Origin of the sequence: Roseivirga sp., assembly GCF_049099775.1 — a bacterium.
Taxonomy (GTDB): Bacteria; Bacteroidota; Bacteroidia; order Cytophagales; family Cyclobacteriaceae; genus Roseivirga.
In genome coordinates this window covers 18,836-31,865 of the sequence record NZ_JAGDZM010000006.1, presented here as the reverse complement: position 1 = coordinate 31,865, position 13,030 = coordinate 18,836, and the positions used below count along the sequence as shown (strand labels likewise).

17 protein-coding genes are annotated in these 13,030 nt (G+C 38.9%); 5 read left to right on the top strand and 12 right to left on the bottom strand.

The genetic code is table 11. The annotated features are described in order from the left end of the window. Nucleotides 1-28 precede the first annotated feature (28 nt). Nucleotides 29-1,201: an aminotransferase class V-fold PLP-dependent enzyme gene (locus JXQ92_RS10650; protein WP_421986604.1), complete on the bottom strand. Its 1,173-nt coding sequence runs from the start codon at nucleotides 1,199-1,201 to the stop codon at nucleotides 29-31. Between the two features lie 103 nt (nucleotides 1,202-1,304). Here JXQ92_RS10650 and mltB point away from each other — a divergent pair, with 103 nt between their 5' ends. The 3 genes from mltB to JXQ92_RS10635 all read left to right on the top strand — a co-directional run bounded on the left by mltB (nucleotide 1,305) and on the right by JXQ92_RS10635 (nucleotide 3,089). After that, on the top strand, nucleotides 1,305-2,270 hold the full coding sequence (gene mltB, locus JXQ92_RS10645) for a lytic murein transglycosylase B (RefSeq protein ID WP_421986603.1): 966 nt from the start codon (nucleotides 1,305-1,307) through the stop codon (nucleotides 2,268-2,270). A 26-nt stretch (nucleotides 2,271-2,296) separates the two neighbouring features. Beyond that, nucleotides 2,297-2,482 carry a hypothetical protein gene (locus JXQ92_RS10640; protein ID WP_421986602.1) on the top strand — a complete coding sequence of 62 codons (186 nt, stop codon included), beginning with the start codon at nucleotides 2,297-2,299 and terminating at the stop codon, nucleotides 2,480-2,482. A 61-nt stretch (nucleotides 2,483-2,543) separates the two neighbouring features. Continuing rightward, nucleotides 2,544-3,089, top strand: coding sequence for a hypothetical protein (locus JXQ92_RS10635; protein ID WP_421986601.1), 546 nt, complete (start codon nucleotides 2,544-2,546; stop codon nucleotides 3,087-3,089). Here the strand turns inward: JXQ92_RS10635 and JXQ92_RS10630 are convergent. The 8 genes from JXQ92_RS10630 to JXQ92_RS10595 all read right to left on the bottom strand — a co-directional run bounded on the left by JXQ92_RS10630 (nucleotide 3,086) and on the right by JXQ92_RS10595 (nucleotide 9,025). Beyond that, nucleotides 3,086-3,523, bottom strand: a complete 438-nt coding sequence (locus tag JXQ92_RS10630) for a cytochrome C (RefSeq protein WP_421986600.1) — start codon at nucleotides 3,521-3,523, stop codon at nucleotides 3,086-3,088. The genes JXQ92_RS10635 and JXQ92_RS10630 overlap by 4 nt on opposite strands. Continuing rightward, nucleotides 3,520-4,743: a sulfite oxidase gene (locus tag JXQ92_RS10625; RefSeq protein ID WP_421986599.1), complete on the bottom strand. Its 1,224-nt coding sequence runs from the start codon at nucleotides 4,741-4,743 to the stop codon at nucleotides 3,520-3,522. The genes JXQ92_RS10630 and JXQ92_RS10625 overlap by 4 nt, the downstream gene beginning before the upstream one ends. A gap of 250 nt (nucleotides 4,744-4,993) precedes the next feature. Further along, on the bottom strand, nucleotides 4,994-5,275 hold the full coding sequence (locus tag JXQ92_RS10620) for a hypothetical protein (RefSeq protein WP_421986598.1): 282 nt from the start codon (nucleotides 5,273-5,275) through the stop codon (nucleotides 4,994-4,996). 149 nt (nucleotides 5,276-5,424) lie between these two features. Next, a complete protein-coding gene (locus JXQ92_RS10615; protein WP_421986597.1) occupies nucleotides 5,425-6,111 on the bottom strand; it encodes a hypothetical protein in 687 nt (228 codons plus the stop codon). A 3-nt stretch (nucleotides 6,112-6,114) separates the two neighbouring features. After that, nucleotides 6,115-6,852 (bottom strand): hypothetical protein, encoded by a 738-nt coding sequence (locus tag JXQ92_RS10610; protein ID WP_421986596.1) that lies wholly within the window; start codon nucleotides 6,850-6,852, stop codon nucleotides 6,115-6,117. Nucleotides 6,853-6,909: 57 nt separating this feature from the next. Continuing rightward, complete coding sequence (locus tag JXQ92_RS10605; protein ID WP_421986595.1) at nucleotides 6,910-7,686, bottom strand: hypothetical protein; 777 nt, start codon at nucleotides 7,684-7,686, stop codon at nucleotides 6,910-6,912. A gap of 81 nt (nucleotides 7,687-7,767) precedes the next feature. Continuing rightward, nucleotides 7,768-8,526 carry a HEAT repeat domain-containing protein gene (locus tag JXQ92_RS10600; protein ID WP_421986594.1) on the bottom strand — a complete coding sequence of 253 codons (759 nt, stop codon included), beginning with the start codon at nucleotides 8,524-8,526 and terminating at the stop codon, nucleotides 7,768-7,770. Next, nucleotides 8,513-9,025 carry an RNA polymerase sigma factor gene (locus tag JXQ92_RS10595; RefSeq protein ID WP_421986593.1) on the bottom strand — a complete coding sequence of 171 codons (513 nt, stop codon included), beginning with the start codon at nucleotides 9,023-9,025 and terminating at the stop codon, nucleotides 8,513-8,515. Before JXQ92_RS10595 ends, JXQ92_RS10600 begins: the two co-directional genes overlap by 14 nt. Before the next feature lie 145 nt (nucleotides 9,026-9,170). Here JXQ92_RS10595 and JXQ92_RS10590 point away from each other — a divergent pair, with 145 nt between their 5' ends. Beyond that, nucleotides 9,171-9,935 carry a YdcF family protein gene (locus JXQ92_RS10590; protein ID WP_421986592.1) on the top strand — a complete coding sequence of 255 codons (765 nt, stop codon included), beginning with the start codon at nucleotides 9,171-9,173 and terminating at the stop codon, nucleotides 9,933-9,935. A 17-nt stretch (nucleotides 9,936-9,952) separates the two neighbouring features. Here JXQ92_RS10590 and JXQ92_RS10585 read toward each other — a convergent pair whose 3' ends face one another. Both JXQ92_RS10585 and JXQ92_RS10580 read right to left on the bottom strand, forming a co-directional pair. Further along, a complete protein-coding gene (locus tag JXQ92_RS10585) occupies nucleotides 9,953-10,255 on the bottom strand; it encodes an ArsR/SmtB family transcription factor (protein ID WP_421986591.1) in 303 nt (100 codons plus the stop codon). 204 nt (nucleotides 10,256-10,459) lie between these two features. Then, entirely contained in the window at nucleotides 10,460-11,872 is a 1,413-nt protein-coding gene (locus JXQ92_RS10580) for a thrombospondin type 3 repeat-containing protein (protein ID WP_421986590.1), read from the bottom strand. A gap of 183 nt (nucleotides 11,873-12,055) precedes the next feature. On the opposite strand from JXQ92_RS10580, the gene JXQ92_RS10575 reads away from it, so the two are divergent. After that, nucleotides 12,056-12,562, top strand: a complete 507-nt coding sequence (locus tag JXQ92_RS10575) for a metallophosphoesterase family protein (RefSeq protein WP_421986589.1) — start codon at nucleotides 12,056-12,058, stop codon at nucleotides 12,560-12,562. A 52-nt stretch (nucleotides 12,563-12,614) separates the two neighbouring features. On the opposite strand, the gene JXQ92_RS10570 is transcribed toward JXQ92_RS10575, so the two are convergent. Beyond that, on the bottom strand, nucleotides 12,615-12,902 hold the full coding sequence (locus JXQ92_RS10570) for a hypothetical protein (protein ID WP_421986588.1): 288 nt from the start codon (nucleotides 12,900-12,902) through the stop codon (nucleotides 12,615-12,617). Nucleotides 12,903-13,030 lie beyond the last annotated feature (128 nt).

The following is a 13,030-nucleotide window of genomic DNA, read 5'->3' as shown; positions in this document are numbered from 1 at the left end:
ACCGCTAAAACTATTTCTTTTATTAACCTTACATCTTGCGGATGGCTTCTAAAAAAGTCTCAATCTCAGCTTCGGTATTGTAGTAGTGTACCGAAGCTCTTACTATTTCTTTCAATCCTCTGGCTGTCATATCGAGATAAGTATTTGGCACTCCATTCCAAGAAACGTTTATGCCTTTTGCCAAAAGATATTCTTTTACTTCGTTCGCAGATTTACCGGCAATGGTGAAAGAAACGATACCGCTTTTCACACTTCCAATATCATGCACCGCTGCACCGTCAATAGCAGATAACCCTTCACGGACAATATTAGCTAACGACTGTACACGTGACCAAATTTTATCAATATCTGCTTCCAAAATATATTCTACTGCCACTTTTAAACCCAATACCGCAGCACGATTTCCTTCCCAGTTTTCAAATTTCCGGGCATCGTTTCTGATCTCATAAGAATTCGGTCCAGTCCAGTTGGCGGCATGCAAATCAAGGGTCAGTGGCCGTAGCTTTGGCATAGTAGATTTTCGCACATATAAAAAACCTGTCCCCCTAGGTGCTCTAACATATTTTCGACCGGTAACTGACAAAAAATCACAGCCAATAGCCTCCACGTCGATTGGGTATTGCCCTACTGATTGGCAGGCATCTAATAAGTAGAATACTCCATGCTTTCTGCAAATTCGACCAATAGCTTCGGCAGGAGAAACAAACCCTCCATTTGTAGGCATATGGGTTATAGAGACGAGTTTAGTTTTGTTGGAAATTAGTGCTTCGAATGCTTTTAAGTCTGGATCACCATTTTCAAGGTTTGGAATCACTTTTACCTGCAAATCATTCCTATGATGGAGGTAGGCGATATAATTACTTGCATAATCGGACTGATTGGTAATTATTTCGTCACCATCCTTAAATTGAATGGCTTGAAAAGCAGCATTCCATGCCACCGTGGCATTTTCTACAATGGCTATTTCTTCCTTACTCGTATTGATCAGTTTTCCGATAGCTTCATAAGTATCTTCTAAGACACCAAAGTATTTCGTATGGGTCTCGTAACCTCCAAAGGTGGCCTCTTCTATAGTATAGTCAACTACAGCATCTCGTACTTGATTTACTGGCAACGCACTCCCAGCATTATTGAAATGAATCACTTTTTGTACGCCGTCAGTATCCTGTCTGAAACGTTCGATGTCTTTGGCACTAAACATGATTGAAAGATAGAAAACAATTCAAGATAATATGACCGTATTTCAAAGAACCCCTTTGTGGTTCACGATCGTATTATATATTTGAAATACTTAGTTGCTCCCTATGCAGAAAACGATTTTAAGCCTAATACTCCTACTCTTCACCCTAACCGCTTTTTCACAGATTGATCAAGCGGCGGTAGAAAAATTTGCGACGGATTTCGCAAATGAAGAAGCCCAGTTCACGAAAGAAGAAGTGATGGACGTCTTGAATCAAGCTGAATATAGATCTGATATCATTGAAAAAATTACTCGCCCAGCTGAAGGTACCATGACCTGGGAGCGTTACCGTAAGATTTTCATGAAACAAGGTAGAATAGATGCGGGTATCGATTTCTACAAAGAACACAAAGCTACGCTTGAAAAAGTAAGCGCTGATACGGGCGTTCCTGCCGAAATAATTTTAGGCATTATAGGTGTTGAAACTTACTTCGGACAAATAAAAGGTTCCTATAAAGTGATCGACGCTTTGTATACGCTAGGATTTGGATACCCGAAACGCGGAAAATTCTTTAAGTCTGAACTAGGTAAATTTTTAACCCTATCTAAATTAGAAAACCTGAAAGCTACTGAAGTTTTAGGCTCTTATGCCGGTGCCATGGGTTATTCTCAATTTATGCCGAGTAGCTATATCGCCTATGCAAAAAGTTTTGAAGAAAACGGAACTCGTGATTTGATGGATAGCCCTGAAGATGCGATTGCCAGCGTTGCCAACTACTTAAAAGTTCATCGTTGGAAAAAAGACGAACCGATAACATCTAGAGCCGAGCTTACGCGTGAAATTACGGGCTTAAGAAAACAGTCTACTCGTCCGAAGAACAAAGTATCTGATTATACGGCCATCGGATTTAAACCTGCCGAAAAATTACAAGCCGATCTTCCTGCTACGATGCTTATTTTCGACAAGGATGGCAATACAGAACATTGGTTTGGTCTGTACAACTTCTATGTAATTACTAGATACAACCACAGTCCGCTTTATGCTATGGCAGTCTATCAACTAGCTCAGGAGATAAAAAAAGGCATCTAAGAAAATTGGAAATCAAAAAAACACAGATGAGCGAAAAGAAAAAAAATAGCGCAAACCCAAGTTTAGTAATCGGTATCATGGGTTTTATCGCCGGAATTATATTGTTGTTTTTTAGTGACAGTTGGCAAATTGGTCTTTTTGGTAGTATTGCGAGTCTTGGGGTGGCCATAAAAGGCTATCAGGAGATGAAAGCGAGCAAAAAAGTTGATTAGCGGTAGATAATTCTGAATACTTGGCTCAACTTTTGATCATAGCTTGGCCAAACACAACACAATGAAACAACTAAAACACACCCTAGTTTTTATAGCACTCATCAGCTTTGCTTCATGCGATAATGAAGATACCAATGTCGACACCAGCTTCATTAGTGGCTTTTATCAAATAGCGTCTATAACATCGAATGAAGCCGTAGATCTTAATGGAGATACAGAGACTTCGACAGATTTAAAAACAGAGATTGACGACTATTTTAAGGATAACGACTATGCATACGATTTAGAGATTAGACCTAATACGACAAACGATACCGAATTTAAATTGATCTCGATTTACTTTCCTGAGCCTAACTTATCTTTTGATTTCCCTAGCCGCCCACAAGGCTATGTAGAGTTTGCCAAAAATAGTGTAGGGTACCAATATGAATTCGAGAATGATAAGTTTACGCTTATGCCTTCAGATAATGATTTTATTCAAGTGCTGAGTTTAGAATTGGCTAATGACAACAAAATTCAGTCGACCGTTTCTAAGTCTTATTATGATTTTGAAATTGAGGACTGGAAAACGTTAGAAATTGTGATCGTTTACAGGAAACTAGACTAGTTATCAAGCGCGTACCACGCCTCCACTTTTAGACTTGCTCTACGACCTTGGCCTTCTGGTGCATAATGCTTGGACAGGTACTCAAGAATTTTTTCTTCGTTTTCACCCAAATCCCAGAGGTTTTGTGTTTCCTGCATCCAACGGATCATATTCTTCCAACCTTCTTTGGAAGCTCTGTTTTGTGTAACCAATTTGGAAGAATGACATGCAGTGCAATTGGCCACCACTAGCATTTTATAATTGCCTTCTATGAAACCACTTTCATCGGTTCCTTGGGTAATCGTTTCCGTGTTTTTGCTAATGTTCTCTTCAAAGAATTGCGGGTCATAAATCAACAGGCCTGCGAATCCTAAAATCATCATAAAAACTACGATCAGCGCAGTTATCGTCAGCTTAAGGCTTTTGAATCTTTCTTTAAAATCATCTGGTGTCATACGGCTTTTACGGCTATTCGGTGGCAGGCGTTATTTAGGTATCCTTTTGGGTTCCAACCGGGTACTACCATCGGTTGAGATGTGCCTTGATTATCTGTTGCTCTTGCCCAAACTTCATAATATCCTTTCCTAGGAAGTTTTACTTTAGCTGTCCAGGGCTGCCATGCTAATCGATTAGCGGGTCTCTCTAATTGCGCCTTTTGCCAAGTGGCCCCAAAATCAATTGAAACCTGTAATTCCTTGACACTTAATTCTCCAGCCCATGCTTTTCCGCGTACTTCGAAAGTATCTCCTAGTGGAATTAGGGCACCTGACTTCGGGTAGGTCACTAGAGACTTTACGGGCATTGATTCTATAATGCACATCTTATCTTCTGGTACTTCTGTGCCTGGAGCAACGGTTTCACAAGGGACTCTATATGCCGTACCCGTCATCTTGGGTCCATCATGAACGATATTACGGATCGATAGCCTATCAATCCATTTTCCTGAGGCGGAAGCAGGAAACCCTCCTGCAATTAAGCGGAGTGGATATCCGTGAGCTAAAGGAATGTCTTTACCATTCATTTGAAAGGCCACTAACGTTTCGTCTTGCATGGCTTTGCCTATGGGTACGCCTCGTGAAATCACCACTTTCTTTGGGTCGCCACTCAAATGAGTGTCTTTTCCATAGTAGCCAACATATACCGCATCGGGTTTAAGGCCTACATCGGCCAAAAGGTCTTTTAATCGAACACCAGTCCATTTGGCGCAAGAAACCGCACCGATTGTCCATTGGTTGCCTTTGGCGGGTGGATTAAACTCGCTTCTTCCATTACCACCACACTCGAGTGTCAATTGATAGGTATAGGACTTGAAATTGTTTTTGAGATCGGCTAGCGAGTAGTTTTTTGTTGTTTTAGCTGATTCTCCCTCTATCGTGAGCTTCCAATTATCGGCATCTATATTTTCAGGAATTACACCATTATTACGAATAAACATTCGGTCTTCAGGCGTTATCAAATCGTCCAATAAATGGGCTTTGGCTTCAATATTCCAAGGCCTATCGTTCAGCGTAGTCATTTCTTTATGCTTACCGAATAGGCTTTGGGGATCGTTCTGTTCTAAAAAAACGGGAGCATACGTAGCTAGCATTTTCTCACCGAAGACTATTTCGGTTCCAAGTATTGAGGTTAATGAGGCTAAAGCTGATTTTTTTATGAATTCCCTTCTTTTAGTCATCCGCTATCTGAATATTGTTAATACTTGAATTAAATAACTATTCGTCTTTTCCCAATAGAAATAGCACACCAACGGTAAAACTATTTTAGTCATGGTTGACTGGCTATACATGTCTCTCAATATCGGAAATAATGTAAAGACTGATATTTATACTTTCCTAATGTGTCAAGTAGCGTACAAAAAAAAGATCCCGACAAAGAAATTGTCGGGACCTGGATAGAAAACACCTGTTTTAATTACCTCAAACCAATTAATCAGGTTGTCTTAAGTTTCTTGTTCTTTCTATAAAGTGAACCACCTCTTTATTCGAAATCACTTGTTTACCTTCTTCTTTCAGCTCGTCTAGCAGCAATTCGGCCATACGCTCATCAACTGATTCATTTTTCACCCTTGAACTACTTCTATAAATAATATTGAGATGATCTGTCAGCAGTTTGCGACATTCTGATTCTATATAGAATACAACACCGCTGATGGTAATCTTATGTTGGCCGTCCATGGTTCCGAGGTATAGAGAGGGTTGTGTAAACATCTTGCTTTTTTCTTTTAGACTTCAATTCTTAAAAATGGTTACTGAAGTTCCGCTTGCTTTATTATACAGATGCTCTTTATTCAAAAAATGTTGCATACTCTCCTAATTATTAACAGTCATTAAGAGAAATTAACAGTTTTGACCACTTTTTAGCCTTTCCTCAAGTAGATATCACTTGTGACTGACTCTAACTTCAAGTAGCCTTCCCCTCCTTTATAGGTCGTTGCAATTTTCCGAGAGCTTATAGCAGGTAGCCCTTTGTCCATCTTACGATTGAATTGGAAGTCCGTGAAAATACTCCCTGTTGCAGTTTTAAGATCAATTTCTGTGCCTTGCTGCTCTGGCCAAGTAACATCAATATCTCCTGTCACCGTTTTTATATCTAATTCCTCGAATGCACCTTCCATCATTACATCGGCTAGTACCGTTTCGATATCTAATTCGGTTTTCTCAGGAACAAATACTTCTATTGAAATGATAGCACAGACTTTCCGGCCATTTCTACTTCCCCAATATGTGGCGTTTTCTCTTTCACAATCAGACACTTGTGCATTTCTGATCAGTTTTTCATCCACGTCAACCTTTAGTCTCAGTCGACTATTCTGCTCGTCCAAGACTACTTCCACTGCCTCGTTCAAATCACCCTCATTCACCTCGTAAGTCACCTTGACTTGAACTTGCTTTTTGTTCCAAGTAGACACATTGATGGTTGATGCCATATCTGCATCTATACTGATTCGTCTTCCTTCAAGAGCCACCGACTTCTCATAGATTTCTGTTTGAGAGAAGCACTGAGCTGATACGATCATTAATAGTAATGCTAAAAGTTGCCTCATGACTTAGTTCTTTCTTAAGAATACGTTACCAAACTCAGTCTCTACTTTTATGCTACTACCTCTGTTGCTTTCTGATATCTCTGCTCGCATTTCTTTGCCAATCATATCATCACCTTTGAATTTGAACTTCTTATTCAAATTTGAGAATACCCGCCCCCAAGACGTGGTGGCTGAAAGGTAACTCAAGTCGTCCTCTTTTATAGATACATCCGCCCCGCCAAATTTGGCCATTATTTCAAGTTCATCCGGTGAATTAATGACTTCGACCAATCCGAATTTTGCCTCAATTTCTAATGGGATATTTTTAGGGACGTAAACTTCAAGTTCGATCAGCACCTCTACGCCTCTTGTTCTAATACCTTTTTTATCCGATGTAATGGTTCTTCCATTTCTTGTGATGGTTATGTTATCGTCGTCATCCGAATCACGGTCTCTTCCAACCATGTGAACATTATCATAACGGTCTAGTCCTTTGAGTTCCGAAACAATAGAGAACTTGCTTCCCTTTGACCTCTCTTTTAACACAAAGTTCTCATTGTCCTTCCCATTATTAATGTCTAGATATGAGATGATCTGGACTTCATTTTTATCCCAGGTTTTGATTTTGATAATCTGTGGATATTCGAATTGAAGTGAAATTTTATTTGCTCCTTTTAATTGGTAAGACTGTGTCTTTTTTTCTTGCGCCTGACCTATGAGCACAATTAACATCAGTAGTGTTGTTAGAATTGACCTTTTCATGTTTTTTGAGTTTAAATGAAAACTGACACTCTTAAAAGTGTCAGTTCCTTAATTCAATTACTTCTTTCTTAAGTAAGCATTGCCATGCGATGCCTTTACTTCTAATTCAACTCCTCCTCCATTCAAAGTGCCTTCAACCGTAGAGCTGACCTTGCGCATGCCGTCGGTTTTAGGAAACTCCATATCCAAATCTGAGTAGGCTTCTCCGAAAGGTGTTTTAATAACAACATTGGCTTTGGTACTTGTAGGTAATGTTACATCTACTGTATTGTAAACAGATACTAGAGAGGTCGGACCTTTTTGACTTAGCTCAGTAAATATTGCTGTTACATTTCCGTGAAGTGTATTAACCAATGCGGGACCTGTAACATTTTCTAAATGCACAGCATTGAACCTTCCAGAAACTTCGATTTCTCCGGCAATACCATGAACTTCAATCTTACCACCTTCCCAGTTTCCTGTATGTTGAATTTGTACTTTAACATTCTTAGGCACCTTGATGGTATACTTACCTTTAACTCTTCTCGCTGCTTGAAAAATAGTCACACTATTGCCATCCTTTTGTACATTCAGTCCAATTCCGGTATTATCTTCTCCTCTTGCACTCAATGGTTTAAGACCGGCTGCTCTTTCAGGCTGAGAGTTACCATTGCTATTACTAATTTCTATACCATTTCCATCATAAGCCTCAACACTTACTCTGTTGACTTCTTTTATAATAATGGTTGTTGATGAAGCGTTACCGATTTCGACGCTGTAATCTTGTGCAACTAGGCTTCCTGTTGTCAGTAAGGCTAATACTGCTATTGCTATTTTTATATTTAACTTTTTCATTTTCGTTTTTTTATGCTTGTTGATATTTCGAGTTCTACTTCAGGGGGATCCTTCCCTATGTTTTTAAAATGGTTTTACTATTTATAATTCTTTTAGTCTGAAGATGCCCAAATGAGCCTCCTCTTTAACTTCATTTACTACATCATCATTCTCACTTAATTGCTGTAATACTTCAATCGAAGACTTTTCTTTTAGAGATACAAGGCCTTCGATGAGTGCAATTTGGACTGCAGGTTCCGACTCTTCCAGCAGAGCATTTCTTAAAGCGATCTTCACTTTATCATCGGCACTAAACTTCACCAGTGCTTGCGCTGCTTTAGACCTTACATGCATACTTTCATCATTTTTAAGGGTAGCAATCAGCACATCCACAGTTTCATCGTCTGCCTCTTCAAAAGCCATTGAACTACTTACTGCTTGGAGTCTACCACTTGCAGAACTGCTCTCGAGTTGGCTAAACATGATTGTTTTCATCTCGTCCAACTGCGCTTGCATTTGTTTCAGTCCATTGTCAGGCCTAATTTGGTTTCCAACCCAAACTCCGGTTAACACCAAGGCTACTGCTGCTGCCACTCTATAAACCCAGACAGACGACTTGGATGACTTCATTTCAATTACTGGTACTTCAACCTCTAACTTTGCAAAAAGCTCATCGTCACTCAATTCACTATTCACTCCCCCTATAAAGGTCACAGCTCTAAATTGATCCTGATAGGATTTTAAATGGTCGGGAATATCCTCTCCTTCAAAGAAAGTTTGGAGTTGCAGTTCTTCTTCAAGAGAAGTATCCCCGTTATAATATTGCTCAATGAGCTTTTCTATATCTTTATGTTCCTTCATAACTAGTTACTTTTAAATAAGCCGCTCTCGCTGCTTTTCTAGCTCTAGATAATCCTACTCTAATGTTATTCACTGCTAAACCGGTTTGCATAGAAATCTCTTCATAATCGAACCCCTCAACATCTCTGAGCATTATCAACAACCTTTGTTGTTCTGGTAGTCGCTCAAAAGCGCTCATCATTAACTGCATACTTTCACTAAGTTCTAAGCGTTTCTGAGGGCTTATAAAACCAGAATCGAGTTCCATTTCTTGAACATCTAATTGATTCTTATGCTTCTTAGATTTCAACCTGTCTAAGCATTGGTTCTTCACTATAGTCACCGCTATGGCATCTATGCTATTGTAACCGGCTAGCCTTTCTCGCTTTGCCCAAAGTTTAGCCATAGCATCCTGAAGTGTATCTTCAGCTTCCTCGGTAGATTTTAGCATACTTAAAGCAATCCTAAAAAGTCTATCCTTCAGCGGTAGAACCTTAGTTTTAAACTCTTGCAACTCCATTCAATGAGGTAGACGAGGGTGTGTAAAAGACATTACACTGATTTATAAAAAATATTCCGGCAGATTTCATTATTTATTTATCATACTGATATTCAGCACTTAAGGAATATAGAAAAGTTAGAATTAATTTCGTCAAGTCGAGATCATGTTTTTTGTCCTTTCTAAAATACTAGCCTTTTTCGTACTGCCTATAACTTGGGTGGTACTGCTTTTCATATATGCTCTTTGGACTAAAAAACCCAAATGGAAGAAAAGGTGCTTCTGGGCTGGGCTCATTCTATTGTTGTTCTTTTCCAACCGATACATAAGTAATAGGGCGATGATGATGTGGGAATATGACCCAATCCCTATGCATGAAGTCGGCAGCTACGATGTAGCGGTTGTTTTCTCAGGGGTTACAAAAGGTAGTAAAACACCTAGAGACAGAGTCTATTTTAATCATGGGGCAGATAGGATTACGCATACCTTGCAACTGTATAATGAAGGGAAAATAAAGCATATTGTTGTAAGTGGCGGACTTGGCTTTAAACAGGTTACCAATAGTTTTGCCGCCAATAGACTTGCGTCATTCCTAAAAATGGCAGGAGTTCCAGACTCAGTCATCACGGTAGAACCAAATGCTGTAAATACTTATGAAAACGCTGTGAAATCTGCTGAAATCCTCAAACGTGACTTTCCCAATCAAAAATACTTATTGGTCACTTCTAGTTTTCACATGAAAAGGGCTAAACTGTGTTTAGAAAAGCAGGACATTGAGTTTGATATATTCCCGGCGGGTTTTCATACGATGTATCCAACCACAAAAATTGACGATCTGTTCTTCCCAAAAGCAGAGGCAATAAAGAATTGGGAATTGATGATTAAAGAATGGGTAGGCTTAGCTACTTATAAATTGATGGGCTATATATAGCGTTTATTTAGCCTTGTTTAAAAAACCATCACATTTACATCTTCCAGAATCTTAATTAGCTCTGGAGCTTCTTTCATCTTTAGATAATAGAAAATGTTTTTACCTTCTCGTTTACTACCGAGAACGCCTTTCATTTTCATATTTGCCAAATGATGAGATGTAAGTGATTGCTCTAAACCTAAATAACCCGCAATGTCGTTAACGGATTTTTTTTCGTTAACGCTCAGCATATCGATGATAGCGACACGCATAGGGTGTGCTACAGTTTTGAGAACGAATGCAATCTTCTCAACTCTCTCATGATCAAGTTGCCTTTCCATTACGCTTAGGTTATATGTCAAATATATGAACATACTTTCATATTAAAAAGGGAGTTTATTTAAATGTGCGATATTCTTTATATAATCATTTGTTTTCATGTTTTATGACAATTAAACAGGCGAATTTTGTCGGAAATGAACCATGTCAGCGCATAAAAAAAGGGCACTTCCGTAGAAATGCCCTCCAGTTTTAGTTCAGGGGAATTACTCGAATACTATTTTTAATTCTACTCTTCTGTTGGCTGCTCTACCTTCTCTAGTTGCATTATCAGCTACTGGATTAGCAATTCCGTAGCCATCAGCACTAAGCCTATTAGCCGCTATGCTTTGTCCTTCTAAATAAGCTTTTACAGCATTTGCTCTTCGCTTAGATAATTCTAAGTTACTTTCAACTCTACCAGTGTTATCTGTATAACCGCTTAGCTCTAAGTTGAAAGAAGTATCTTCTTTCATCAATTCAGCTACTTGGTTTAAAGAAGCATAAGAACTTGTCTTTAAGACATCGCTACCACTATTGAATTGAATATTCTTTACCGCTAATTCTAACGCTTTCTTTACTTCTTCTTTTACTTCAGGGCAACCTTTGTTAGCAGCAATACCTGCAACTTGAGGACAAGTATCATCTTGATCTCTGATTCCATCACCATCTGCATCAGGACAACCGTTTAATGTACCAGCTACATTAGGACATCTATCATCGCTGTTCTTCACGCCGTCTCCGTCATTATCAGGACATCCGTTTAGCGTACCAGCAACATTAGGACATTCATCTTCTGAATCTTGAACTCCATCACCATCAGTGTCAGGACATCCACCAAATGCGGCAACACCAGCTACTGTCGGACATTTATCTTCACTATCTTTTATTCCGTCACCATCTGTATCAGGGCATCCGTTTAAAGTTCCCGCTTCTGTTGGGCACGCATCATCTTTATCAAGTACACCATCTCCATCAGAATCAGGCCAAGGGCAACCTTTGTTTTCAGCAGGACCAGCTTGATTCGGACAAGCATCTTCTTTATCATAAATACCATCTCCATCAGAATCCTTTTTTCTACCTAAAGAGAAAGAAACGCCTAAAGAATATTGCATATAGCTTGGGGCATCCTGAACACTATTATTGAAAGCAGCTTTTGTAGTAATGCTAGCTCCTTCTGTTACTTTGAATTCAACACCTGCTCCCATCGGAATAGTCGCGTGAGTTCCTTCTTCGAATTGCTCAAAGAAACCTTCAATGTTATTGAACCAGTTAAGGCCTAACCCGGCAAATACAAAAGGTGAAATTTTAGAATCTTCTTTAAAAATATATCCATTAGTCAACTTATAGATTAGTCTTAAATCGATATCAGTCAGAGAACTTTTAAAAATATTCTCGTATTGTAACTTACCATGAGAAAAACCAAATTCAGCATCGAAGCTTTTAGAAATGTATCTATCTACTCCTACTCTGAATCCAGCATTGTCTAATTGACCGAAGTCGTATAGCCCTTCCCAGAATCGGTAGCTAAATTTGTTATTTGTGAGCTCAATATTTACCCACCATGGATCGTCTTGAGTTTGTGCATAGGAAGACATTGAAAAAATTCCCAGCATTAAAATGATTAAGTAGTTACGCATGTCGTTATGTTTTTAATTTTTCTTACCTATGCCAAAAAACTTACCATAAATACCCATTTGACTCAAAATCAGAAAAACACCTATCTATTGAGCTTAAAAAGGGGTTCAGAATATTAATTACAGTATTGAACCGCCAAATAAATCCAATATTTGAAAAGAATTCCCAAATTGAGAAACTAAAAAATGATCAGAATCGGCCTTATTTCAGATACACACAGCTTCCTTGACGACCGTGTGAAGACCTTTTTTAAAGATTGCGATGAGATTTGGCATGCAGGCGATATTGGCGACCCATTTGTGCTAGATCAATTAGAATCATATAAGCCTGTACGGGCAGTTTACGGGAATATAGACGATCATACGATTAGGACTAGAGCACCGGAGATTCAATCATTTACAATTGAAGGGCTTAAAGTTTTTATGATTCATATAGGAGGTACACCGCCTAAATATGCCAAAACTATTTTACCGAAGTTGCAGAACGAAATGCCAAACCTTTTTGTATGCGGCCACAGTCATATTCTAAAAATAGTGCCCGATCATAACCTAAACAAGATGCTTTACATGAACCCTGGAGCAGCGGGTCATCATGGGTTTCACCGAATGCGTACGCTTTTAAGGTTCGGTATTGAAAACGGAAAAATTGTTGAGCTAGAAGTAATTGAGCTAGGTAAGCGGGGTAGAAACTAAAAAGAGGACTCTGATTGATCAGAGTCCTCTTAATTTTTTAAGCGAAGAATAATTATTCTGCAGCTTCAGTCGTCTCTTCAGCTTTTACTTCTTCCTTTGGTGCCTTAGCTTTTTTTGGCTTGGCTTCTTTTTTTACTTCAGCTTTCGGCTCTTCTACTTTATCAGCCTTTTTTTCAGCTTTAGCCTTTGGTGCTTCTGCTTTAGGAAAAGACGCTATAAGTGCATCTCTATCAATATTTTTGATAACAGGTACAGCAGTCAATTGCTTAATTGAATTATTTCTCTTCGCAGCAGTTTGCTTATTTCTTCGTGCTTTTCTCTTTAATCTTGTAACTCCCATGATGAAGGCTTTTCCTAAAATGAGCGGCAAAGATAAGAGTTACTTTGCTTTTATGGAACTTTCTTTTCATTAATTCTCAATAATTATTTTCTAAGTAGCATTATCCCCTACTGATTCACGTCTTGATT

Bases quoted from the DNA above. Each gene is read 5' to 3' on its own strand.
- JXQ92_RS10650 (WP_421986604.1), bottom strand. From the start codon at position 1,201: ATGTTTAGTGCCAAAGACATCGAACGTTTCAGACAGGATACTGACGGC.
- mltB (WP_421986603.1), top strand. From the start codon at position 1,305: ATGCAGAAAACGATTTTAAGCCTAATACTCCTACTCTTCACCCTAACC.
- JXQ92_RS10640 (WP_421986602.1), top strand. From the start codon at position 2,297: ATGAGCGAAAAGAAAAAAAATAGCGCAAACCCAAGTTTAGTAATCGGT.
- JXQ92_RS10635 (WP_421986601.1), top strand. From the start codon at position 2,544: ATGAAACAACTAAAACACACCCTAGTTTTTATAGCACTCATCAGCTTT.
- JXQ92_RS10630 (WP_421986600.1), bottom strand. From the start codon at position 3,523: ATGACACCAGATGATTTTAAAGAAAGATTCAAAAGCCTTAAGCTGACG.
- JXQ92_RS10625 (WP_421986599.1), bottom strand. From the start codon at position 4,743: ATGACTAAAAGAAGGGAATTCATAAAAAAATCAGCTTTAGCCTCATTA.
- JXQ92_RS10620 (WP_421986598.1), bottom strand. From the start codon at position 5,275: ATGTTTACACAACCCTCTCTATACCTCGGAACCATGGACGGCCAACAT.
- JXQ92_RS10615 (WP_421986597.1), bottom strand. From the start codon at position 6,111: ATGAGGCAACTTTTAGCATTACTATTAATGATCGTATCAGCTCAGTGC.
- JXQ92_RS10610 (WP_421986596.1), bottom strand. From the start codon at position 6,852: ATGAAAAGGTCAATTCTAACAACACTACTGATGTTAATTGTGCTCATA.
- JXQ92_RS10605 (WP_421986595.1), bottom strand. From the start codon at position 7,686: ATGAAAAAGTTAAATATAAAAATAGCAATAGCAGTATTAGCCTTACTG.
- JXQ92_RS10600 (WP_421986594.1), bottom strand. From the start codon at position 8,526: ATGAAGGAACATAAAGATATAGAAAAGCTCATTGAGCAATATTATAAC.
- JXQ92_RS10595 (WP_421986593.1), bottom strand. From the start codon at position 9,025: ATGGAGTTGCAAGAGTTTAAAACTAAGGTTCTACCGCTGAAGGATAGA.
- JXQ92_RS10590 (WP_421986592.1), top strand. From the start codon at position 9,171: ATGTTTTTTGTCCTTTCTAAAATACTAGCCTTTTTCGTACTGCCTATA.
- JXQ92_RS10585 (WP_421986591.1), bottom strand. From the start codon at position 10,255: ATGGAAAGGCAACTTGATCATGAGAGAGTTGAGAAGATTGCATTCGTT.
- JXQ92_RS10580 (WP_421986590.1), bottom strand. From the start codon at position 11,872: ATGCGTAACTACTTAATCATTTTAATGCTGGGAATTTTTTCAATGTCT.
- JXQ92_RS10575 (WP_421986589.1), top strand. From the start codon at position 12,056: ATGATCAGAATCGGCCTTATTTCAGATACACACAGCTTCCTTGACGAC.
- JXQ92_RS10570 (WP_421986588.1), bottom strand. From the start codon at position 12,902: ATGGGAGTTACAAGATTAAAGAGAAAAGCACGAAGAAATAAGCAAACT.